Origin of the sequence: Alteromonas salexigens (genome assembly GCF_025628895.1) — a bacterium.
Lineage (GTDB): Bacteria > Pseudomonadota > Gammaproteobacteria > Enterobacterales > Alteromonadaceae > Alteromonas > Alteromonas salexigens.
This window is the reverse complement of the sequence record NZ_JAOTJC010000011.1, coordinates 104,632-128,283: the sequence shown is the minus strand read 5'-3', so window position 1 is coordinate 128,283 and position 23,652 is coordinate 104,632. Positions and strand designations below refer to the sequence as shown.

Sequence of the window (23,652 nt, the reverse complement as noted above, 5' to 3'; positions counted from 1 at the left end):
TAACACACTGCACAGTCTGCTATAGCAGTCCCTGCAGTGTCTTGTCCCCCGAATCACCCTTTGGTCAGCAGGCCCGTCATGGCCTGGTTGAAATGCCGTACCCATTTCATGCTGAACTGCCCTTTGGCTGAGCGATTTATTTTAATCACCGCCTGCTTCTTAGACAGGTGGTTTTCTTTGTGGTGAGCACGGGAGTGCGTCATGGCATCATAGGTATCCAGAATTGCCAGCAATTTGGCACCGTCACAGATATCGTCTTCCTTGATGCCCAGCGGATAGCCGGAACCATCCATACGCTCATGATGCTGCATGACAATTTTACGGGCCATATCCCATTGGTCGAGGTGCTCCAGTAGTCGTGAGCTCTTATACACATGGGAGCGCATCAGGTTAAACTCGATGTCTGTATATGGTTCGGCTTTGTGCAAGATTTTCAGTGGCATAAACGCCATGCCAAAGTCATGGACATAGCACGCCACAGCCAACTGGTCCTCTTCCACCGGCCGGCCCGCTAATTCGTTAATATACAGCGCCAGCTTGGCAATACGGTCGCCCCGGCCAGCCCAGTAGTTTGAGCGGTGCTCGATGGTTTGCATGAGATCGCGAAAGAACAGAATATCCATCTTCTTTTCTGCGCTCATGTCTTTAGGTAGTGCGGTGGTAGCCAGTGTGGGCGGGCGGTTAATTACCTCCGGCTCGCCGTTTTCACCGTGGGTGACATCCAGCGCAGGGTTCAGCAATAATACTGCGTCAGTTAACAGCCTTTCGTGCTCACTGTGGTTGTCTGGCTTAATACGGGCGATGGCCATCACCAGTTGCTCGTGAAGGCGGGCATCATAATCGGCCTTGCCCTGCGCCATGATGGCTTCCACAAACGCTTTTACTCTGTCCATGGTTAGCAGCACCAGATCACTCATGGTACTGGTGTATTCCACCTGGCCTTTTCTCAGAAAGTCGAGCAAATCTTCAACATGCTGCAACAGCGGAATCAGCGGCGTAAAATTAACCAGCCCCAGATCCCCTTTAATGGTGTGGATGGACCGGAACAAGGCGCGTTGAAGTTCGTTGTCCTCCGGCCGCAACTCAAGCTCAATGAGGGTTTGCTCACTGGCCTCGTACAGTTCATTAATTTCTTCCATCAGGTCGGTGAGGATATCGTCTTCCAGTTCGTCCGGAACAAATGTCTGCATGGGATAGTTGCCGCTAAGTAATAAAAGAGGATCGCTGCTGCGATTTATACCATTTAACTATCGGAACCGCGAATGCAGGCTTTAACTTTTTTTGTGATCAGATAGTCACTGATCGGACATGTGCAATGCGCCGTTTACCTTATACTGCGCCGCAAACTTATCAAAGGAGACACTGTGCTCGCTCTAATTCGTATTCCTGTTTTGCTGGTAGCTTTTCTGATAATCAACCTGGTGGTGTTGATTGTGTGTATTGCCCGCCCCTTTCACAAAAACAACGTGAACTTTGCTGGCCGGGCTTATGCGCAGATGTCGCGTGTGCTGGGGCTTAAAGTCGTCATTGAAAAGTCTGACAAAGTACTGGATAACGAGCCGTACGTGTTTATTGCTAATCACCAGAATAGCTATGACATCATCACCATCAGTAAGGCCGCGTTACCGGGTGTGGTGACGGTTGGTAAAAAAAGCCTGAAATGGATCCCGGTCTTCGGCCAGATTTACTGGTTGTCCGGCAATATTATGATCGACCGCAAAAACTCCGGAAAAGCCCGCAGCACGCTGGATATTGCGGCCAGAAAAATCCGCCAGAAACGCACCTCCGTCTGGCTGTTCCCGGAAGGTACCCGCAGCAATGGTCGTGGCTTACTGCCGTTTAAACAAGGGGCTTTCCGGCTGGCCAAAACTACCGAGGAGCGTGTGGTTATGGTGACCGCCAGTAACCTGCACGGTAAAATCAATTGGAATCGCTGGAACAATGGCACTGTGCTCATTGCCATTGATGAGCCGGTAGCAATGACGGATGACAAGTCGATTAAAGAATGGATGGAATTCTTTCATACCCGCATGCAGCAGCGTCAGACTGAGCTGGATGCCCGTGTCGCTGAAATAGAAAAAAACGGGTAAACTGTCTGCAGACATTTCGCTGACGAAAAATATGATGACCCAATTTGACGAACGAGAAGAATGGTACGCCTTTAATCAGGAAACCATAGAAGCACTGCTTGAAGACGGTAGTCAGGCCGATGCCGATTATTCCATCGAGCATCACCTGGCCTCCAATGATTTCGATGTACTTGAAAAAGCTGCCGTTGATGCCTTTAAAGCCGGCTTTGAAGTGAGCGACGCCGAAGAGCTGGTACTGGATGACGGCGGAACCGTCTTTTGTTTCGATGCCGTGGTGGAACGTAAGCTATCCCGCCCAGAACTGGACAGCGACACCGATACCTTATTGAAGATTGCCGACAAGCACGGCGTCCATTACGACGGCTGGGGCACATACTTTATGCCTCGTGATGAGTCGATGGATGACGATGACGACTTCGAGTGAGCTATATAGCCAGGCAGTGATTGCGCTGCCTGGCTACTAAATACGCAGCCGCATAGTTTCCCCCTCTTTCACACACTCCCTAAGACCCAGTTAAGTTTCATTTCAGTTTTCGTTCATGTTCAGAGGGCCACACTTAGCCTATCAACTAAGTATTCTGTGTACTGGCGAAAGGAACATGACATGAAAACGACAACTCTGTTACAGCTGACATTAACCATGCTGGTGCTGTCTCTGGCCGGGCACGCGCAGGCTGAGTCCGGACACTCAAAGGCCGAACAGATCACCACCCAATCCCGTGAGTTTCAGTTCGATAAGCCGGTGACCGCCGAGTCGCAGGCATCTCAGAAGATTAAGTCGGCCAAACGGGAAAAGCTGGCAACCCTTACCAGTAAGTCCCGGGAGTCTACCCAGAGCCTGAATGAAACCGAGTTCTGGATTTATGACAGTTGGGTGAGCGTAGCAAATGACTACGACTATGATGGCTATTACACCACCCTTACTGTGGAGTTTGATGCCGACACAGTATTTGCGTCAGTGCCTGTGTATGCTGTTATCTATTTGGGCCGCAATGATGTTTACGACTCCATCCATGTCACCTCGACATTCTCAGTATATGGCGAAGCGAGCGATGATGCGTTTATTGTAGAAAGCGACCTGCTATCAGGCTTCCCGCCCCGGGAGTACGACATTTTAATTGAGCTTTATGATGCCCACAGTGATGTTTTGCTGGCCGCCAGTGACGGTTACTGGGATGCAGACTTAGCGTATGTCAGTCTGGAAAGTGAAAATTATGATGTTGTGGAAGAAACCGTCGTGGTAGTGGAAGAACACGGCGGCGCGCTGTTCATTCCTGCATTACTGGCGCTATTAGGTGTCGCCGTATACCGCCGCAGAAATTAACGTAGCCGCTCCATCCTTGTCTCGCCGCCCCGGGTTATTCTTCACGGGACGGCGGGTCTGCAGGCGGCAGCTCAACTTCGGTCACGACTTTTTCGGTTAGTTTGATGCGCTTGTTTTTTAACAGCGCATCTCTGAGTACGTATTCAATCTGTGCATTCACACTGCGCAACTCATCATCTGCCCAACGCTGCATAGCCGCCAGCACCTTTTCGTTAATGCGCAGTGGATAGGCTTTTTTTTTGTCTGCCATAATTCTCCTGTTCAGCCGAAATACTTAATACAGACTTCCTGAATTGACCACCGGCTGAGGTGCTTTGTCGCCGCAAAGTACCACCAGCAAGTTGCTAACCATATGCGCCTTACGCTCATCGTCCAGTTCCACTATCTGGTCGTCGGCCAGTTTCCGCAGGGCCATTTCAACCATGCCCACGGCACCATCTACAATCTGCGCCCTGGCCGCGATAATAGCTGCTGCCTGCTGACGTTGCAGCATGGCGCTGGCTATCTCCTGAGCGTAGGCCAGGTGGCTGATCCGGGCTTCATGCACGGTGATCCCTGCCCGTGCCAGGCGCGCCTGAATTTCCTCTTGCAGGCTTGCAGAAATTTCAGCGGGATGACTCCTAAGCGCGACTTCAGATTGTTCATCGTCCCGGGGATCATAGGGAAAGCTGCTGGCCATATGACGCACTGCCGACTCGCTCTGAATAGTGACAAAGCTTTCGTAATTATCCACTTCGAACACCGCTTCAGCTGTGTCTGTCACTGACCACACAATGATCGCAGCAATTTCAATAGGGTTTCCCTGATTGTCATTCACTTTGATCCTGGCGCTCTCAAAGTTGCGGATACGTAGTGAAATAGTCCGTCGCATAAATAGTGGTATAGTCCAGCGCAAGCCGGTGCGCCGCTCAGTGCCCACGTAACTGCCAAACAGGGTGAGCACTTTCCCCTGATTAGGTTGCACCATAAAGAACCCCGGCCAAAGTACAGCAACCAGGATTATAGCCACCAGCGCAACTAAACCGCCCTGCCAGGTCAGTAGCCAGAGCACCGTGGCAATCTGCAATGCGGGCAGTACCAGTAACGCCATTACATAACCGTTGATTGAAAAACCAGAGGTTTCGTTCATCTTACTCATTCCTTGATATCATTATGATATCAATATAATTGATATTTTGATTTTTACAAGGTGGAATCCGGGCCCTGTGTTATTAACACAGCGATATTCTTTAACTTTGTTTGGCATGCACCTTTAAACGGTGCCAAAATGGATAAAAGTCTTTTGCTTTGGTCGTTTACGTTTAATGTCAGACTCTTCACCAAACCCGACACGCCGCACTCTGCTAAAAGGCGGTGTATATTGTCTCGCTGCCGGGGTCACACCGTTTGCTATTGGCAAACCAAAACCGTTAATACGGGTAATGGGCACCCATGTCACCCTGCAAGAATCACTGCGCAAGCAGGCAATTGAAGATTTAGGTATCGATTTACGGTTTGAGCCGAAAGGCAGTGCCGCGGTGCTGCAAAAGGCGTCCATGAACCCCGCCAGTTTTGACTTGTATGAGCAGTGGTCCAACAGCATCAACATCCTGTGGCGCTCAAAAGCCATTCAGCCTATTGAAAAGAAACGGCTGACATACTGGGATGAAATTAATCCGTTAAGTAAAACAGGAAAAGTCACCCCCAATGCAAATATGGGGGCCGGCGATGCCCCGCATAAAATTTTGCATATTCAGAATGACGGAACGTTAGGGACTACCCACACCGATACCATCAGCTTTTTGCCGTATGTGCATAACGTGGACTCCTTCGGCTACGATACCTCCCGGGTCGCTGAGGACCTCACAGCCGGTGACGAGAGCTGGGGCTGGCTGCTGGACAGCCGTTTCTCCGGTCAGGTAGGGATTGTTAACGATCCCACCATTGGTCTGTTTGACCTTGCGCTCGCGGCACAGGCGAAAGGCTTTGTGTCTTTCAATGATATTGGCGCCATGACCCGTGAAGAACTGGATGCCCTGTTTACGGTATTAATTGAACTTAAACAGTTGCAACATTTCAGTGGTTTCTGGACCTCCGTGCCTGAGTCTGTGCAGTTTATGCGCAGTAAGCGGGTGACCATTGAAAGTATGTTCTCCCCTGCCGTATCAGCACTAAACGGGCAAAATATTCCGGTACGATTCGCGGCCCCCAAAGAGGGTTATCGCGGCTGGCATGGCGTGATGTGCTTGTCGGCGGCAACCCAGGGACGCAATAAAGACGCCGCCTACGAGTATATGAACTGGTGGTTGTCCGGCTGGCCGGGCGCGTTTATTGCCCGCCAGGGCTACTATATTTCTAACCCTCAGCGGTCTGCGCAGTACTTAACCCAGGCCGAGTGGGACTATTGGTATCAGGGATTGCCCGCCAGTGAGCCATTAACCGGCACCGACGGTAAGGTTTCGGTGCAGCCGGGAGAGCAGCGCAGCGGCGGCAGTTACGAGGACCGCTTCAGTAACGTGGCGGTGTGGAACACCGTTATGCCCACCTACGAATACAGCTTGCAAAAGTGGTATGAATTTATAACTTCCTAACAGGGATGTGGATATGTCGTCTATTCGAACCCAGCTGATTGTTGTGTTAATTGCGCTGGTGTCGCTATTGCTTATTCAGGGGATCCTGGCCCGGCAGAATCAACAGGTATTAAACGAAGGGCTGGCCACCACACGCCAGGCCATGGACGATCTCAGTCTGGTGAAAGAGCTGGAGCGGGATGTACTGGACTTGCAGCGGAACGTGCTCATTTTCAAAGAGACCGCCAGTGAGTCAACGGTGAATCGCTTTGAACGGCTGATGCAGGCCATCACCCGCAAGCTGGATAAGCTGCAGGCATCTCCCGTCTCGTTACAAAATGCGTTAACCAGCGAAAATGTGCTGGAACGGATGCGCTCACACCTGGAAGATTATCAGGAAAATTTCACCGCGGTAGTGGAGTCACGGGCCCGTCGGGATGAGCTGGTGACGGCGGGTTCAGTGCGCGACATTATTGCACTACGCAAAGCGTTGCAGGAGCTTTCACAGGAGCCCGGCATCTCCTCGGTGTTTCTCAATGAATTAAACCTGACCCTGGACAGCGCGGAAAACGCATCGTTACATTATCTGCTCACCCCCAGCATACAACGCATTGAAACCTTTAATACCGCCCTGCAAACCATGCGCGAACAAGTGGCAAGCATGCCAGAACCGCGTTTTGGCTCCCTCCTGCCGTTAATAAAACGCGCTGAAGATGAGTTCTTTCTGCTTACTCAGATCACTCAGGGTAATTTGTTTTTGGTGAATGTGGTGATGGCGGGATCGGCTAACGAGTTTCTGTTCCTAAGTGGTGAACTGGCTGAACAGGTTACCCGCTATACAGATAAGGTCCGTCAGCAATCTCAGCGCCAGGCAGCCCGGGCGCAAATCAATGGCGAGTTGTTTTCGCTGTTTGCCATCCTGTTGGCGCTCAGTGCAGCAGTGTTTACCTGGTTGCGCATTCTGGGGCCTATCCGGTCCATCACTGAGGTTTTCACACGGCTCTCCGGGGGCGAAAATGTGGCCACCATTCCGGGTATCAAACGCAATGATGAAATTGGCGCGCTGGCCACTGCGGCCCATGTGTTCAGTGACAAAAACCGTCAGACTGAGCAGCTGTTGAAAGCCGCCCGCGAAGCCAACGCACAGATGGAGTCGCTCAATAAAGAACTCGCTGCACAAAAACAACGTGCCGAGCAGGCGACAGCGTCTAAAAGCCTGTTTTTAGCGAACATGAGCCATGAAATTCGTACGCCGATGAATGGGGTTATTGGGTTGATTGAACTTGCTCAGCAACAACCTATGTCGCCAACGATGAAAAGCTACCTGGACAAAGCGGCCTACTCCAGTCAGATCCTGATGAGTGTAATTAATGACATTCTGGACTTTTCTAAGATTGAAGCCGGAAAGCTTGAAATTGAAAACGTGAGCTTTTCCCTGCACTCCATCTTTGACAACCTGGTGGCTGTTATTGCCCTGCGCGCTCAGGAGAAAAACCTGTCAGTGATACTAACCGTGGATCCGAATTTGCCGCCCCAGGTAGTGGGCGACCCACTACGAATTGCTCAGGTGCTCATGAATTTGGGAACCAACGCTGTGAAGTTTACCGAGCAGGGCGAAATTAATATTAGCTTTTTTGGCACCCTGAACGATAAGGGTAATGAATTATCACTGGTCATTGAGGTGAAAGACACCGGTATCGGCATGTCTGACCACCAACTGGCCCGTATCTTCCAGCCTTTCACGCAGGCGGATGGCTCAACCAACCGCCGCTTTGGTGGTACCGGCCTCGGCCTAACTATTGTTAAACAACTCACCGAATTGATGAAAGGCAAACTGGAAGCGGAGTCGGCACCCGGTAAAGGCAGCCTGTTCAGGGTAACTCTTCCCCTGCGGGCATTCAAAGGTCAGCAGGGTATCCTGACTGGTGTACCGCCCTTACCTGAGCACAGCGTGTATGTGAGCGACCAACCATTGCTCAGCGCAGCCTATCGTGACGTGGCTGGACTTACGGGAGAGCCACTGCCATTGAGCTACCTCACTACCATTAACACTATTCCGCCATGCATGCTTGTTGATATAGACAACCCGGGCACATTAAGGGCGCATGCTAATTCACTCAGGCGGTTGCAAGTCGCCTCCTGTAAAGTCGGGTTAGTGGTGAATACACAGATTGGCTCAATTCAGGGCAAACTGCTTTCTGACTGGACCGGGCCTATATTGGTGCACCCCTTCACGCCGCTGCAATTTGAACGCTTTGTTAAAGAGCTACAGCAGATCACTTCAGAACCCGTGGTGTATGATCACCAAAGCGATATTGTAGAGCTGGAGGGGCACGTGTTGTTGGTAGAGGACAATACCATCAATCAGATTGTTACCGGCGAATTGCTCAGGGATCTGGAACTTTCTTACGACGTGGCAGAAGATGGCGTGCAGGCGCTGCGTAAAATTGAAAACTCCCCCCACTATGATCTCATCCTGATGGATGTGCAGATGCCTGAAATGGACGGTTATGAATGTACCCGCGCACTCCGCCGCAAGGGCCACAATGCGCTGCCTATTATCGGGTTATCCGCCAATGCGATGAAGGAAGACCGGCAAACTGCGCACGAGGCCGGGATGAACGATTATCTTACCAAGCCGGTAAAACGGGCCAATGTTATAGAAATATTGCGAAAGTACCTGCCAGGGAAATAACCCGGCGCCGGCACCAGGATTAAGCGAGACGACAGGCGCGGGGTTCTATTTGTGATCGTCTGGCTGCGCCTTGCTCATCAGAAATAAGCCGCCAGCCAGTGCGAGGATCGACAGAGCCAGATAAATAGCATCCAGGGGCGTAACAAACTGAATGTCTACCACCGCTCGGAAAAACTCGATAATGACCGCCAGTACCACGACGCGGGCTATTTTATCTTTTAATTGATCGAATGAATTGATATTAAACGGGTGTCTTATCTGGCTGTTTTCCGCAGGCTCAATAATTGAGAAAAACAATCGGTAAACACCCGCAGCAAATATCAGTAACACGATAGCAATAAGGTAGATATCAATGGCTTTGATGATTTTCGGGATGGTAGCGTCGTACAGTTCCTGGGAGCCTCCCAGCCAGTAGTAATTCAGGGTCGAGCGCATCACCGCCAGAATATCTGCAGTGCCCATGACAAATAATACCAGCGCCCCCAGGATACTGGGCACCACGGCCAACAGTACCAGGTAACGTGAGCCCCATAGAAAAGACTCAAAGCGGCGCTCGGCCGAGGAAGTTGGTTCGTTCGGTTGTGGGTCGGGTTTATTCACAAAGTGCTAATATAGTGAGAGTGTAAGCTAACTGTACCGCCTGTCTTTAACCGCCGCAATAGGGGTAGGCAGCGCAGGGATAAAATAACAGGGATAAAAAAACAGCCGCGAATGCGGCCGTTTTTAAGTCTGTTTAACGACGCCGGGTTACAGCGAACGGATAGTTTCAACCTGTTCGTTGAGTTTTTCCATTTGCTTTCTGCCGTCTTCCAGTTTGGCCCGCTCTTTTTCAATGACTGCGTCAGGCGCATTGCTCACAAACTTCTCGTTCGCCAGCTTACCCTCAGTACGACTCAGATCTTTCTGCACCTTGTCGATGGCCTTGGTCAGACGCGCCAGTTCCGCATCTTTATCAATCAGACCAGCCATAGGAATGAGAATTTCCATCTCCCCTACCAGCGCGGTAGCACTGGGCGGTGCCTTCTCGTCGGCCTGGAGAACTGTCACCGACTCCAGTTTCGAGAGTTTATCGAGGAAACCTTTGGCTGCATCCAGCCGGTGGCTGTCCTCGTCACTGACATTTTTCAACAGGGCATTCAGCGGCTTGTTTGGCGAGATGTCCATTTCACCGCGGATGTTACGAATGCCAACGATGAATTTTTTCACCCACTCAATGTCATTCAGCACCTTCTCGTCCAGCAAGGCAGCATCCTGTTGCGGGAATGGCTGCACCATGATGCTGCTGGCGTCGGTTTTTACTGCCGACAATGGCATAACGCGCTGCCAGATTTCTTCCGTAATAAACGGCATAAACGGGTGCAGCAGACGCAATGTGTGTTCAAGCACATTGATGAGCGTGTGGCGGGTTCCGCGCTTCTCAGCGTCACTGCTGGCGTCATTATTCAGTACGGGCTTAGTCAGCTCCAGATACCAGTCACACAGCTGATTCCAGGTAAATTCATACACCGTTTGCGCGGCAAGATCGAAGCGATAGTCGCCTAAGGCTTTTTCAAAGTCTTTCAGCGTTTGCTGGAACTTCGCCCAAATCCAGCGATCAGCCAGGCTCAGGGTCATTTCACCGCCGTCCCGTCCGGTGTCATGCTCTTCGGTATTCATCAGCACGAAGCGTGATGCATTCCAAATCTTATTACAGAAGTTCCGGTAACCTTCTACCCGCCCCATATCAAAGTTGATATCGCGACTGGTCGAGGCCATCGACACAAACGTGAAACGTAATGCGTCAGTACCGTAAGCCTGAATACCGTCAGGGAATTGCTTACGGGTACGCTTGGCGATTTTCTCTGCCAGTTGTGGCTGCATCATGCCTGACGTACGCTTGGCAACCAGCGCATCCAACTCAATCCCGTCGATCAAATCGATGGGGTCAAGCACGTTACCCTTCGACTTCGACATCTTATCGCCGCTCTCATCACGAATAAGGCCGGTGATGTAAATGTCTTTGAAAGGAATTTTTCCGGTGAATTTTTTCGTCATCATGATCATTCTGGCGACCCAGAAGAAAATGATGTCAAAACCGGTTACCAATACCGATGAGGGTACAAATTTATCCAGTTCCGGGGTTTGCTCAGGCCAGCCCATCGTGGCAAACGGCCACAGCGCGGATGAGAACCACGTATCCAGTACGTCTTCGTCCTGACGCAGCGCAACACTCGCATCAAGCCCGTGCTTACTGCGCACTTCCTCTTCCGTACGGCCAACATACACATTATTGTCGTTGTCGTACCATGCAGGGATGCGGTGCCCCCACCATAGCTGACGTGAGATGCACCAGTCCTGAATATTGTGCATCCACTGGTAGTAGGTTTTATTCCAGTTTTCAGGAATGAAACGGATCTCACCACTTTCGACTGCTTCAATCGCTGGCTTGGCCAGTGACTCTACGGCGACATACCACTGGTCGGTAAGATAAGGTTCGATAACGGCACCGGTGCGATCTCCACGGGGCACGTTAAGCTTGTGCTTATCCACTTTAACCAGGTGGCCGCTGGCGTCCAGGTCGCCGACAATTTGTTTGCGGGCATCGAATCTGTCCATGCCGCGATATTGCTCCGGCACTTCGTCATTCAGCCTGGCGTCGGCCGTCAAGACGTTAATCATCGGCAGGTTATGACGCTTGCCCATCTCGTAGTCATTGAAGTCGTGGGCCGGCGTGATTTTTACACAGCCAGTGCCAAACTCAGGGTCGACATAGTCATCGGCTATCACAGGGATAAGACGACCGGTAACCGGCAGTTTTATCTCTTTGCCGATTACATGCTGATAACGCTCATCTTCGGGATGGACCGCCACGGCAGTATCGCCCAGCATGGTCTCCGGGCGAGTGGTGGCCACCACCAACTCGCCGGAACCATCGGCCAGCGGATAGCGCATATGCCACATGTGGCCGTCTTCTTCTTCGTTCAGCACTTCCAGGTCAGATACTGCCGTATGCAGTACCGGATCCCAGTTCACCAACCGCTTACCACGATAAATCAATCCATCTTCGTGTAACTTTACGAAGACCTCGGTGACCGCATTGGACAGGTTGTCGTCCATGGTGAACACTTCGCGATCCCAGTCTGGTGAGGTGCCTAACCGGCGCATCTGACTGGTGATGGTGCCACCACTTTGTTCTTTCCATTCCCAGATCTTGTCGATAAAGGTCTCACGACCAAGATCATGACGGGTTTTACCTTCCGCATTCAGTTTTCGCTCTACCACCATCTGGGTAGCGATACCGGCGTGGTCGGTACCCACCTGCCACAACGTATCGTCACCTTTCATGCGATGATAGCGCGTCAGCGCATCCATAATGGTTTGCTGAAAGCCATGCCCCATGTGCAGGCTACCGGTGACGTTAGGAGGCGGCAGCAAAATACTATAAGGCTGCCCTTCACCGGAGGCTTTAAACAGACCCGCATCTTCCCATTGCTGGTAACACTGCTTCTCAATGGATTGCGGTTCAAAAGTCTTTTCCATACGTTCTCTCAATTCTCAGCGGCGGTAAATTGCATATTACAGCCCGCTTGTTGGTACTTCTTATACCGTACCCGTGCCGCTTGCTTCTCAGCGTCGTCGGCAGGTACAAAGTCGATGATGCGTTGGTATTGCTGCGGATTCGGCAGCATAGTATCGCCTAAATTGACGATCAGCGGTCGGCGCGACAACTGTGACACCTGCCAGCAAATTTCTACTGGCGTACCAGCTGGCGGCCCTTCACCGTGCAGGTTATGAGGCACAAAGCGCGCCGCAGGCAGCTGCCAGAGCAACTCATCAACATCTTCTGCCAGCGTCTGTGACTCGCACATAACCGTGACCTTTTGCTTTCTTGCATAGGCATCGGCGACCAGCTCACAGGCCCGCTGCGCGGCGCTGTGAGCGCCGGCAGAAAGCTGATAAAACATGACCTGAGGCATGCGTGCCTAGTCCTCTTGTTTAGTGCCGGCCCGGTTCATCAGGAACTGTGACAGCATAGGTACAGGACGACCGGTGGCACCTTTGTTTTTGCCACTGCGCCATGCGGTACCGGCAATATCCATATGCGCCCAGTTGTACTTCTTGGTAAACCGTGACAGGAAGCACGCGGCGGTGATACTTCCTGCCGGGCGGCCGCCCAGGTTGGTCATGTCGGCAAACGGGCTTTCCAGTTGTTCCTGATATTCATCCCACACTGGCAGACGCCACGCGCGGTCTGAACTTTGCTCTGAGGCATTCATCAGCTCATGGGCTAACGGGTTATGAGTACTCATCAATCCTGTAGCGTGATGGCCCAGCGCAATTATGGCTGCCCCGGTTAGTGTTGCCACGTCAATTACCAGCTCTGGCTCGTAGCGTTCAACGTAGGTCAGTGCATCGCACAGTACCAACCGCCCCTCGGCATCGGTATTCAGCACTTCTACTGTTTGGCCGGACATGGTGGTGAGGATGTCACCGGGGCGATAAGCTTTGCCGTCTGGCATATTTTCACAACCTGCCAGTACGCCGGTCACGTTAATCGGCAGGTTAAGTTCTGCCACGGTATGCATCACACCCAACACGCCGGCCGCGCCGCCCATGTCGTACTTCATTTCGTCCATGGCTTCACCGGGCTTCAGTGAGATACCGCCGGAATCGAATGTCAGTCCCTTACCGACCAGTACAATGGGCGCCTGATCAGACGGACCGCCCCGGTGGTGCATGATACTCATCATCGACTCATTATCTGAGCCACGACCCACTGCCAGATAAGCTTGCATGCCCAGCTCGGCCATTTGTGCTTCGTTAACCACTTCAGCAGTTACGCTGTCATAGTCACTGGCCAACGCTTGTGCCTGTTCCCACAGGTACGCCGGATTACAAATGTTCGGCGGCATATTCGCCACATCACGGGTAACTTTGGCGCCTTTGGCAATCGCCAGACCATGTTCAACTGCTCGCTCGCCAACCGTCAGTTCACGACGAGTAGGCACATTGAACACCATTTTACGTAATGGACGGCGAGGCTCGCCTTTTTTGGTTTTCAGCTGCATGAACGTGTACAGCGAATCCTGAGTGGCTTCGACGGCCTGTCTGACTTTCCAGTAGGTGTCACGGCCTTTCACATGCAGTTCTGTAAGGAAACACACCGCTTCCATAGAACCCGTCTCATTCAGGGTCTTGATGGTTTTGGCAATAATTTGTTTATACTGGCGCTCGTCCAGCTCGCGTTCTTTACCGCAGCCAACCAGTAGTACGCGCTCACTCAGCACGTTGGGAACATGATGCAGTAACAGCATCTGGCCGGCCTTGCCTTCCAGGTCACCGCGGCGCAGCAGATTGCTGATATAACCTTCACTGATTTCATCCAGTTGCTCAGCCACCGCAGTTAAGCGTCGTGGCTCAAAGACGCCGACGACAATACATGCGCTGCGCTGTTTTTCCGGGCTGCCACTTTTTACACTAAACTCCACGATATCACCTCGCTTATTTGCTGTCGGGTTCGCATGATAACGAAATTCACATAACGTTTTGCACTGCTTTATGTTTTAATACGCAGCCAGTGTTGCACGTGGGCTGCGTATGGCGCAATGTAGGGTATAAACTGATACACACGTGTACCGGCGCCGTACGATCATGCAAACGGTTTATTGAATGCAGGCAAAACTTGTAAAAACACTAAGTTTACTCAAAATTGTGGTTTCTTTCACTAAAATTCCTAATTTTCCTAAAGGCGCGACATGCTGATATTCCGCTATTTACTTAAGGAAACGGTAAAGTCTCAGCTGGCCATTTTCCTCATCCTGATGGCGATTTTCGTTACCCTCCGCTTCGTGCGTGTGTTGGGCGACGCTTCTGACGGTGACATCCCTGCCGGACTGGTGCTGGGCTTCCTGGCGCTGTATGCCCCTATATTATCATCGCTGGTGATGCCGATCAGTGCTTATCTTGGCATTATGCTTGCGCACGGGCGACTGTACGTTGACAGTGAAATGACTGTCATGCGGGCCTGTGGCATCAGTGAGTGGTATATCACCCGGGTCATGCTGTTCCTGTCACTCATTATTATGTGCATAACGGGAGCGATAACCCTCTATCTGGCCCCGATGGCGGCAGAAAATGAATATAAATTACGCGAAAAAGCTCGCTCAGAAGCCGGTTTTTCCGCCATCATTCCCGGTCGGTTTCAGCAAACCGGTAATGGCAAAGCGGTTATATTCGTACATGAAACCAATTCGGGTGACGACAGCCTGCAACGGGTGTTCCTGTCGCAGCAACAGAATGATACGCCCCAGTCCCAGGTTCGGGTGGTGTATGCCCAGGAAGGCCGTATCCGTAATAACGAAGACGGCACCCGCAATCTGGTGTTGAACTCAGGCGTCCAGTACGAGGGCGAACAACACCAGAGCAGCTTCCGCAAAGTCGCCTTCGACGAATACCAGATTCAGATTAACGACAAGCCCGTAGAGCAGGACAGGCGCAAGGTGAGTGTATTGCCAACTTCCGAGTTATGGAATGACGATTCCATCGAAGCCAGAGCCGAATTACAGTGGCGGATAGCCATACCGCTGTCGATTCCGTTTCTGGTGTTAATTGCCGTCCCCTTAAGCGCCGTCGATCCGCGTCAGGGCCGGTTCGGCAAAATGTTCCCGGCCATACTGCTATACCTTGGCTACTTCCTGTTACTGCTTGCCAGCCGGCGGGTGCTGGAAGACGGTAAAATGCCACCCCAGCTCGGACTGTGGTGGGTACATGCGATCATGCTGATAATTGGTGTCGGATTAATTGCGCGTGACCGCAAAACCGGTACGCATTTCAGAGCCTGGATTCTGGGTAAGAAATAATGTTTAAGCTTCTTGATTTATATATCGCCCGCACGTTGCTTGGCACCATTACTGTCACGCTATCGGTGTTAATTGGATTAAGCGCGCTCATCAAGTTCGTAGAGCAATTACGGAAACTGGGTGAAGGCGACTACGACATGATGATCGCCACAATTTACGTGATCCTAAGCCTGCCCCGCGACCTCGAACAGTTTTTCCCGATGGCCACCTTGCTGGGCGGTCTGGTGGGTATGGGCCTGTTGGCCAGCAACAGCGAACTGGTGGTTATGCAGGCCGCCGGCCTCAGTCGCTGGAATATCATCAATTCTGCGATGAAGTCAGCTGTGGTGATGATCCTGTTTGTGATGGCGATAGGTGAATGGGTTACTCCCTACAGCGAGTCCAAAGCCAAAGAGATCCGGACCGAGGCTATTTCCGGCGGTAGTCTGTTTTCGTCCGACCAACTGGTATGGGCCAAAGACGGCAACCACTTTGTGAGTATTGGCCAGGTGGTGACTAAAGAAAGTCTGAGCGAAGTCAGTATTTACGATTTCCACCCAGACCTTACACTGAACAGTATTACCTATGCACAAGATGCCGGGTTCGATGGTGAGGGTTGGTGGTTAGAAGATGTTACTGTCACCCGTTTTACCGACGCGAAAATCACCCAGGATCCACAGGCACGCATGCGCTGGGATTCCAGTCTGACGCCGGATAAGCTGGGTATTGTGGCGGTAAAACCAGAAGCCTTATCTATTCAGGGCTTAAACGACTACATTGGTTATCTGGAAAATAACGACCAGGATCCCAGTCGCTATGAACTGGCTTTATGGCGAAAAATACTGCAGCCGGTGTCAGTGGGGGTGATGTTGCTGATGGCGTTATCGTTTATCTTCGGGCCACTGCGCAGCGTGACTATGGGTGCCCGGGTAATCATGGGTGTGTTAACCGGCTTTGGCTTTTTCATTACCAATGAAGTCTTTGGCCCACTGAGCCTGGTTTATCAGTTGCCGCCGTTTCTGGGGGCACTACTTCCCAGCGCCATGTTCGCAGCAGTAGCGGCATTTCTGCTACGCCGCTAAGGGTTTGTTCGGCTGCCTTGAGGCAGCCGCCAACAACTACCAGCTCTTGTGATCGTTGGCCACTTTAGACAGCGCGAGCACTTCCGTTTTTGCCAGTCTGTCCTGTAACGACTGTTTATGCTTCACGTCGAACAACACTAACAGGGTGCCCAGTCCCCCCAGTGACGCCACCAGCCTTACCAGCAGTCGTGGCCATGTGACAGGCTCATCTACGGTACTGAATATACGCAGGCGCCATGCCCGCATTCCCAGGGTTTGTCCGCCCCGCTTCCAGAACCACAGAAAGAAACCGGCAATCCAGCCACCTACCCACACCTGAATAATCGTTTTGTAGAGTAAGGAATGCTGGATGGTTTCAGAAGGTTGTTCATAGCCGTGCATATCCAGCACACCGTTGCTAAGTAGAACCACCAGCGTCACTATCAGTACCATGGCAGCACACATGCCCACGGCCATGGCCACCAGCGTGTCGTAAACCATAGCCGCCAGCCGGCGCAGAAAACCGGCACGCTGACCATAGGGCTCTGCGTTGTCAGCGTGGGTTTGTTTTTTTGCGGTAGGTGATACTCGTTTTGTCACAGACATTTCCACGATACATCTTTAAGTGCGGGTAGTCTGCCACAGGCCGCCGTCGCGCTCCACTGTATTGCTTTACCGCCGCGTGAATGGGCACACGCTCTTTCGCGGCCCCACTGAACAAGAATCCAGCAAGTAAACAGGCTAATCTCAAAAATACACTATAAGCACTTGCCACAGCCCAAACTCCAGTTATAATCGCACCGTTACCTGAAAGAGGTGACGCACATCTATCTGTGCCAGAGTGATGAAATTGGTAGACATGACGGATTCAAAATCCGTTGCCTTCACGGGCGTGCCGGTTCAAGTCCGGCCTCTGGTACCATCTCTTTGATTAGAGAGCAAACCGACGAAAGTCGGTTTTTTTGTATCTCAGGATTAGTTAAGCGGCACGCTGACGCGCCGGCCGAGTGTCGGCCCAGCGCGTTATAAAGGACAATTCCTCGCCGCCCACACTTAGTCTAAAAACTATATCTGACGGTTACTGCGTGGTGATCACCAGACTGCACTTTAACCAGTACTTTTGCCCCGTCCGGAATACTGATTGGCGCGGTCATCTTGTTGCCCCCAGCAGGACTCAGATCACTTTCTTGTTTTTCGCCAGCCCCTAATACAATGACACTACCAGTCAATTCATTGGTAGCAAAAGCCTCACCATGGTCTTTGATGTACAAACTGATGTTCTTTTCTTCTCGCACCAGTTCAATCGCCAATTCATGCTCTACTTTTACCACACCGCCATGCTCTGGCTCAGTGCTCCCATGGCTTAGTGCAACCGGCGACACTGCGCTTAAACCGAATGCTATACCTAATGCCATCAATAGTGCCTTTTTCATATTAACCTCTCCAACTATTCGGCAGACTTGTTAAGGCGCTACCGCTAAACCTTTTTAAACTAACTCTTCTGACTTGCGCTGCTGCCAGGCAGCCGACGCTTTCTGGCCCCATACTCTGTAAAGAAGCGGGGTCAATAAAATATCCAGAATGGTCGAGCTAATTAGCCCTGAAAAGATAACCACAGCGACCGGATGCAAAATCTCTTTGCCCGGCTCATCTGCCGCCATCAGTATGGGAATAAGTGCAAACGCGGTGACCATGGAGGTCATCATTACCGGCGAAAGCCGCTCCTGAGCCCCGCGCACAATGAGTGCGGTATTAAACGTCTCGCCCTCAAAGCGAAGTAAATTGAGATAATGGCTGACCTTTAAAATGCCATTACGCGATGCAATGCCGGTAAGCGTAATGAAACCAACTACGGAAGCGACCGACAAAGGCGTGTTGGTAAGCCACATCGCAAACACTGCACCAACCAGCGCCATTGGCAAACTACACATGATAATGCTGGCAAGCACCCAAGACTGATAACGCAGATACAACACTAAGTAAATGAGGGAAAAAGAGGCCAGTGACAGCCAGACAAGCAACTGCATAGCCTGTTCCTGTGCCAGAAACTGCCCCTCAATGGTAATAAACCCTTCCTGATTCAGTTCTATGTTGCCAGTTACCTCTCGGACTTGCCTGAGAAGCTCGGTAACATCAACATTTTCACTGTTCGCGTAGATAACCAGCCGTCTTCGGCCATTTTCTCTTAAGATCTGGTTTGGCCCGTCATCCAGGCTGATGTCAGCAATTTCAGATACAGGGACGTTTCCGGCCAGTGTACTCAGCACCGTCTCTGCCAAAGAGGCGGGCGTGCGAGCTTTATCATCCAGCCGCAATACCAGCGCATAGCGTTTCACGCCATCAATGATATCGACCACTTCCTCACCATCGGTAAGCATGGCTAGATGACGAAGTGCCTGACCAGGCGTCAGGCCATACTGTGATAACTTATCCTGCTTTAAACGAACGCTCAGCTGCGGTATGAGTACCTGTTTTTCAACATTGATATCTACGAGTCCTGGTATCGTTCCCAGCGCTTTGCGTATTTCTTCCGCAGTAATGCGCAAGCCATCCAGATTATTACCAAACACCTTAATCGCCAGTTGTGCTCTGACGCCTGACAACAAGTGGTCTAGCCGGTGTGAGATAGGCTGGCCTACGGCCACTTGCGCCGGTAGCACACTGAGCTTTTCTCGGACCTCTTCAACCACGACCTCCCGGTCTCTTTCTGAGGGTTCGAGATCAACATCAATCTCAGAAGAATGTACGCCCTGTGCGTGCTCATCCAGCCTTGCCCTGCCTGTACGACGTCCTACGCCTGTGACTTCTGGTACTGAAAGCAATAGCGATTCGGCCAGACGGCCCATGCGATCTGATTCCTCCAGCGAGGTGCCAGGTTCAAAAATCACACCTATAACCAGTGAGCCTTCATTAAACGACGGCAGAAAAGCACGCGGAAACTGGGTTGTAACAAGCGCACTGACAAGAGCCAGCACGCCAGCAAGCGACAATAAAATACGGCGTTTTGGCAGTGCCCAGTGAAGCCAGTTCGCCTGCCAGCGTTTGAGCGTACTAACCAGCCTGCTATCATCTTGTTTCAGTAACTTCATACCCGGCAGCAGGTAATAGCAAAGCACCGGTGTTACCGTCATCGAGACGAGTAATGACGATAAAATAGCAATAATGTAGGCAACGCCTAAGGGAGAGAACAGCCGCCCTTCTATACCCGGCAGCGCGAATAAAGGAACAAAAACCAGCACCACAATCATGGTGGCGTAAACAATACCAGAACGCACTTCGACACTGGCTTTCCATACCACGTTAAAAACCGAATCAGGCGAAGATGCACGCGCATTTTGCTTTAACCGTCGTAATATGTTTTCAACATCAACAACCGAGTCATCAACCAACTCACCAATGGCGATTGCTAGACCGCCTAGTGTCATGACGTTGATGGTCTGCCCAAGTAGCTTAAACACGACAATTGTAATCGTCAGAGATAGCGGGATAGCTATCAGCGAAATTAACGTGGTTCGTGCAGACAAAAGAAATAGAAACAGGATGATTACTACCAGAATTGCACCATCGCGCAATGCTTCAGTGACGTTATCCACCGAGGTTTGAATAAAGTCAGCCTGACGGAATAGTACCTCCGGTGCGGCAATGCCTTGTGGCAGTCCTGAGCGCAGCTCATTCAGTGCAGACTCAATTTCTCGGGTAAGGTGCACAGTATCTGTGCCGGGCTGCTTCTGAATATTCACGATAACCGCGGGTTTACCATTATATCCGCCATCGCCACGCTTAACCGCTGGAGCAAAAGAGACGTCAGCGACCTGCGCTAACTGAGTCGCGAGACCGTCATTCCAGTCAATAGCCAACATCCGCAGATCATCAAGCTCTAACGTGCGCCCCTGGTGCCGAATGAGGTATTCACGATTATTTAAGTCAACAAAACCGCCGCCCTGATTGGTTGCAAAATCTTCCAGAGCGCTTCTCAACTGATTGACTGAAACGTCAAGCGCCTGCATTTTATTAATGTCTGGCGCGACGCGAACCTGACGGACCTCACCACCGATAGGGATAACCTGAGAAATGCCGGATATCGACAGTAAGCGTGGTCTCAACACAAAATCAGCGTACTCTCTGGCACGCATTGGCCCCGTGCCGGACGCCTCTTCAAGTGGCAAGGCGATAAGCATGATCTCGCCCATGATAGAAGACACGGGGCCCATCACCGGCGTTATATCAGCTGGTAGCTGGGCCCCCGCCTGGTCAAGCCGCTCCGCCACCAGTTGCCGGTTACGGTAAATATCCGTATCCCAGTCAAACTCAACGTACACTATCGACAAACCTATACCCGAAGTAGAGCGGATGCGGCTGACGCCGGTGACACCATTAAGAATATTCTCCAGCGGAAAGGTAACAAGCTGTTCGACTTCTTCTGGCGCCATACCGCCTGCTTCAGTCAGTATTGTGACCACCGGCTTGTTCAGATCAGGAAATACATCCACAGGCAAAGACTGGCTTTGCCAGAACCCATACAGCATGGTTAACAATGCGATTACCAGAACCAACAGGCGATGGCGCAGGCTGCTTTGTACAAGCAAATTAAACATAGCTGCTCCTATCGGACCTGATTGAGTAGTGATGCACCGGCGGTAACCACCCTGTTATCAGCACCTAACCCGGCAATAACAACAATTTCATTTTCGCCCAGCGTCTGGTAACGCACGGCTTGCGGCATAAAGCGCTCCGCTGAAACCTTGATCCACACTACCGGTAAATTGGCACTGTTTTTAACTAACGCTTTTGCAGGTAGCACCAGGCCATTTATGCTGCTGTCGACTGGTGCAATCACGGTAACTGGCTGACCAAGTAATAAAGGCGCAGCGGAATCATCTTCACCCCTGCTTTCAAAATGCACACTTGCTAAACCGCCCGAAATACGGGGGGAGTAGCCAATGTAACTGAGTTTTACCGCACTGTTTTCAAGAAGTGTTGCCTGAGAGAGTGATGTTAGGTGGGCGACCTCTGACGTAGTAGCGTCAACCAGGCGTAGGTCGAGGGCAATAATCTCGAAGAGATCCGTTCCGGCCTCTATCCACTGGCCGTTTCTGATATTGTTATTGATGATCGTACCGCCAATTGGTGCTACCAGCGCTTCTGGCTTTTCCAGGCCCTGCTGTAACGCGTATTCCTGTTCGGTCAGGTTTTTAAGCTGTGTCTGAAGCTGATCCAGCTCTTGTTTTGAGGCCAGCTCTCCTAATGACTTGAGCCGGTCTACGTCCCGCCGCGTTTGTGCAATCTGGTTACGAACAACTTTCAGCTCACTATTCTGAGAAGCAAGTTCATAGGCCGTGTCCTGATAATGAACGTAGCCGAGAACCTGCCCTGCTTTAACGCTTTTTCCACTCGTTAGCACACCTGACTCTGGCGCTTCAAAGCGTCCATCGCTACTGGGTTGCACAACCGCGTGACCTTCCGGATGCGGCCTGACCACGCCGGACATCTTGATTGTTTTGGAGATCGTCGTTTCTGTCACTATCTGGGTTGCAATGCCCAACATCGCCTGAGTAGGCATAGGCATTATGACGGAGCCATCGGCCTGTCGTCCCAACTGACCCACGACCTTTTCTTCATTGGTAATATGCTCGCCGTTAGGACCGTGTGCGCCCGGTGCGGCTGATGCTGTGTGGGTTATAAAGATAAATGCGGTAACTATGCTCAGCAGTCTCATTGCTTTTTCCCCCACCTCAATCTGCCTACTACAAGACCACCAGCAAAACACAGTAATGCAATGACTACCATAGTCCATGAAACTCCATGATGGTGTGCTGCTTCTTGCTCAGCCTCCGATGCTGCTTCTGGAGTGAGTAGCGTAGATGCCAGCAGGTCGCCGCTTTCTTCGGTAAGGATAGTGATCACAATTTCATGCTCACCCGGTTGGTTCAGCTTTGCTACGAACGTTTCATCACGAATAACATAATGTTGCTGCTCGTCACTAAAGCCAGCCTGCGCACTGAGCGAGCCCGACTCCAGTTCAACGGAGGCATCCGCCACCGGCGTATTCGTTGGAAAATCATGCAGGTACACTTTTACCCTGTCGACGAAGACCTCCCCGAGTAGCTCAAAGGACTCAGTGAAACTTTCAAATGTCGGTCTCTGTGCCTGGTGAACCTGCGGATCCACATCCAGATGTTCTCCGTTAGGCCCATGGGCTCCAGGTGCAGACAGAACGAGCGCGGAATAGCTGATAGCACCAACGCCAGCAACCATTTTCAATAGCTGCGAAATTCCCCAAAAGGAACACTTTGACTTAAACATGTTACAAAAACCCAGATTTTAATCATACGAAACTATTCCCACTTACTTTGGCAAGCGAGAGCAAACTAATGACTGAGTTCAGGCTTTGGGTGGCGGAGGAATTTGATAGAGGAAAGGTGGCTCCCAAGAACTGTCTAAAGGTTTAATGACAGAGTTTTGTTGCCGGTCCGGCAACGTAATTAATGGTAAATCCAGTACAAATACCGTAGTACCATCGTGGGAGGGATTACTATGCTCAACCGCATTATCACTGTAATTAATCTCGAACTTCTCAACGTCATGCTCAGCATGACTGTGTGGTTGTCCAACATTATGGAAATACTGATGGGAAGAATCATCAACCCCATGGCTCGCTTCTGCGGCCGGCCTAGCGCCCGACAGTTGCAATGCCATCAACAGGATTAATAAAACTAATTTCAAGTTTGCCACAACTGCTCTTCGAGATTAATACATGCTGGAGACTACCACTGAACCCGTTCAGAGACAAGAAATGGCACATGCCAGGAACTACTGCATTGTCAGGAAAACGCCTCTAAATCATGCAAAGAATTTGCATAGCACGAAAAATTCACCTTAAGACACCGTAAAATAAGTATTATTTTATGCTCAGCATTTTCAAAATCCGTTGTCTTCACGGGCGTGCCGGTTTAAGTCCGGCCACTGGTACCATCTCTAAACCGACGCAAGTCGTTTTTTTGTATCTGATGATTTTTAAATGGTTTTGTAAATTTAAACTCTTACTAATCGCACATTGCCACTTCAATAATCTTCACTTTTTAAAATCTAGTTGAAAGCCCGTGTATTGCCAGAAT

General features: G+C 51.1%; 20 protein-coding genes and 1 tRNA gene. 8 read left to right on the top strand and 13 right to left on the bottom strand.

The genetic code is table 11. The features are described from left to right. Positions 1 to 53: 53 nt before the first annotated feature. On the bottom strand, positions 54 to 1,190 hold the full coding sequence (locus OCL06_RS12580) for an HD domain-containing phosphohydrolase (protein ID WP_262995076.1): 1,137 nt from the start codon (positions 1,188 to 1,190) through the stop codon (positions 54 to 56). A 174-nt stretch (positions 1,191 to 1,364) separates the two neighbouring features. On the opposite strand from OCL06_RS12580, the gene OCL06_RS12575 reads away from it, so the two are divergent. The 3 genes from OCL06_RS12575 to OCL06_RS12565 all read left to right on the top strand — a co-directional run bounded on the left by OCL06_RS12575 (position 1,365) and on the right by OCL06_RS12565 (position 3,414). Further along, positions 1,365 to 2,090 carry a 1-acylglycerol-3-phosphate O-acyltransferase gene (locus tag OCL06_RS12575; protein WP_262995074.1) on the top strand — a complete coding sequence of 242 codons (726 nt, stop codon included), beginning with the start codon at positions 1,365 to 1,367 and terminating at the stop codon, positions 2,088 to 2,090. 34 nt (positions 2,091 to 2,124) lie between these two features. After that, complete coding sequence (gene rraB, locus OCL06_RS12570; protein ID WP_262995162.1) at positions 2,125 to 2,514, top strand: ribonuclease E inhibitor RraB; 390 nt, start codon at positions 2,125 to 2,127, stop codon at positions 2,512 to 2,514. A 180-nt stretch (positions 2,515 to 2,694) separates the two neighbouring features. Beyond that, positions 2,695 to 3,414 carry a choice-of-anchor H family protein gene (locus OCL06_RS12565; RefSeq protein WP_262995072.1) on the top strand — a complete coding sequence of 240 codons (720 nt, stop codon included), beginning with the start codon at positions 2,695 to 2,697 and terminating at the stop codon, positions 3,412 to 3,414. A 34-nt stretch (positions 3,415 to 3,448) separates the two neighbouring features. Here OCL06_RS12565 and OCL06_RS12560 read toward each other — a convergent pair whose 3' ends face one another. Both OCL06_RS12560 and OCL06_RS12555 read right to left on the bottom strand, forming a co-directional pair. Beyond that, positions 3,449 to 3,664 carry a type II toxin-antitoxin system antitoxin gene (locus OCL06_RS12560; RefSeq protein ID WP_262995070.1) on the bottom strand — a complete coding sequence of 72 codons (216 nt, stop codon included), beginning with the start codon at positions 3,662 to 3,664 and terminating at the stop codon, positions 3,449 to 3,451. Positions 3,665 to 3,688: 24 nt separating this feature from the next. Continuing rightward, on the bottom strand, positions 3,689 to 4,543 hold the full coding sequence (locus tag OCL06_RS12555; RefSeq protein ID WP_262995069.1) for an SPFH domain-containing protein: 855 nt from the start codon (positions 4,541 to 4,543) through the stop codon (positions 3,689 to 3,691). Positions 4,544 to 4,718: 175 nt separating this feature from the next. On the opposite strand from OCL06_RS12555, the gene OCL06_RS12550 reads away from it, so the two are divergent. Both OCL06_RS12550 and OCL06_RS12545 read left to right on the top strand, forming a co-directional pair. After that, entirely contained in the window at positions 4,719 to 5,984 is a 1,266-nt protein-coding gene (locus OCL06_RS12550) for an ABC transporter substrate-binding protein (protein ID WP_262995066.1), read from the top strand. Positions 5,985 to 5,997: 13 nt separating this feature from the next. Further along, positions 5,998 to 8,658 carry a hybrid sensor histidine kinase/response regulator gene (locus OCL06_RS12545; protein ID WP_262995065.1) on the top strand — a complete coding sequence of 887 codons (2,661 nt, stop codon included), beginning with the start codon at positions 5,998 to 6,000 and terminating at the stop codon, positions 8,656 to 8,658. Between the two features lie 45 nt (positions 8,659 to 8,703). Here OCL06_RS12545 and OCL06_RS12540 read toward each other — a convergent pair whose 3' ends face one another. The 4 genes from OCL06_RS12540 to pepA form a co-directional block, all read right to left on the bottom strand. Then, positions 8,704 to 9,258, bottom strand: a complete 555-nt coding sequence (locus tag OCL06_RS12540) for a YqhA family protein (RefSeq protein WP_262995063.1) — start codon at positions 9,256 to 9,258, stop codon at positions 8,704 to 8,706. A 147-nt stretch (positions 9,259 to 9,405) separates the two neighbouring features. Next, positions 9,406 to 12,177 carry a valine--tRNA ligase gene (locus OCL06_RS12535; RefSeq protein ID WP_262995062.1) on the bottom strand — a complete coding sequence of 924 codons (2,772 nt, stop codon included), beginning with the start codon at positions 12,175 to 12,177 and terminating at the stop codon, positions 9,406 to 9,408. Positions 12,178 to 12,185: 8 nt separating this feature from the next. Continuing rightward, the gene (locus OCL06_RS12530) at positions 12,186 to 12,614 is read right to left on the bottom strand and encodes a DNA polymerase III subunit chi (protein WP_262995061.1); all 429 of its coding nucleotides are present in this window, start codon (positions 12,612 to 12,614) and stop codon (positions 12,186 to 12,188) included. A 6-nt stretch (positions 12,615 to 12,620) separates the two neighbouring features. Then, positions 12,621 to 14,126 (bottom strand): leucyl aminopeptidase, encoded by a 1,506-nt coding sequence (gene pepA, locus OCL06_RS12525; protein WP_262995059.1) that lies wholly within the window; start codon positions 14,124 to 14,126, stop codon positions 12,621 to 12,623. A 267-nt stretch (positions 14,127 to 14,393) separates the two neighbouring features. Between pepA and lptF the strand changes: the two genes are divergently transcribed. Both lptF and lptG read left to right on the top strand, forming a co-directional pair. Continuing rightward, entirely contained in the window at positions 14,394 to 15,497 is a 1,104-nt protein-coding gene (gene lptF, locus OCL06_RS12520) for an LPS export ABC transporter permease LptF (protein WP_262995058.1), read from the top strand. Next, on the top strand, positions 15,497 to 16,558 hold the full coding sequence (gene lptG, locus OCL06_RS12515) for an LPS export ABC transporter permease LptG (protein WP_262995057.1): 1,062 nt from the start codon (positions 15,497 to 15,499) through the stop codon (positions 16,556 to 16,558). Before lptF ends, lptG begins: the two co-directional genes overlap by 1 nt. A gap of 36 nt (positions 16,559 to 16,594) precedes the next feature. On the opposite strand, the gene OCL06_RS12510 is transcribed toward lptG, so the two are convergent. Further along, positions 16,595 to 17,056, bottom strand: a complete 462-nt coding sequence (locus OCL06_RS12510) for an RDD family protein (RefSeq protein ID WP_262995160.1) — start codon at positions 17,054 to 17,056, stop codon at positions 16,595 to 16,597. 316 nt (positions 17,057 to 17,372) lie between these two features. Here OCL06_RS12510 and OCL06_RS12505 point away from each other — a divergent pair. Next, positions 17,373 to 17,459 (top strand) — tRNA-Leu (locus OCL06_RS12505). 136 nt (positions 17,460 to 17,595) lie between these two features. Here the strand turns inward: OCL06_RS12505 and OCL06_RS12500 are convergent. The 5 genes from OCL06_RS12500 to OCL06_RS12480 all read right to left on the bottom strand — a co-directional run bounded on the left by OCL06_RS12500 (position 17,596) and on the right by OCL06_RS12480 (position 23,269). Further along, a complete protein-coding gene (locus tag OCL06_RS12500; RefSeq protein ID WP_262995056.1) occupies positions 17,596 to 17,970 on the bottom strand; it encodes a hypothetical protein in 375 nt (124 codons plus the stop codon). A 54-nt stretch (positions 17,971 to 18,024) separates the two neighbouring features. Continuing rightward, positions 18,025 to 21,132 carry an efflux RND transporter permease subunit gene (locus OCL06_RS12495; protein ID WP_262995055.1) on the bottom strand — a complete coding sequence of 1,036 codons (3,108 nt, stop codon included), beginning with the start codon at positions 21,130 to 21,132 and terminating at the stop codon, positions 18,025 to 18,027. An 8-nt stretch (positions 21,133 to 21,140) separates the two neighbouring features. Then, positions 21,141 to 22,253: an efflux RND transporter periplasmic adaptor subunit gene (locus OCL06_RS12490; protein ID WP_262995053.1), complete on the bottom strand. Its 1,113-nt coding sequence runs from the start codon at positions 22,251 to 22,253 to the stop codon at positions 21,141 to 21,143. Continuing rightward, positions 22,250 to 22,798: a hypothetical protein gene (locus tag OCL06_RS12485; protein WP_262995051.1), complete on the bottom strand. Its 549-nt coding sequence runs from the start codon at positions 22,796 to 22,798 to the stop codon at positions 22,250 to 22,252. Before OCL06_RS12485 ends, OCL06_RS12490 begins: the two co-directional genes overlap by 4 nt. Before the next feature lie 120 nt (positions 22,799 to 22,918). Then, positions 22,919 to 23,269: a hypothetical protein gene (locus OCL06_RS12480; RefSeq protein WP_262995049.1), complete on the bottom strand. Its 351-nt coding sequence runs from the start codon at positions 23,267 to 23,269 to the stop codon at positions 22,919 to 22,921. Positions 23,270 to 23,652 lie beyond the last annotated feature (383 nt).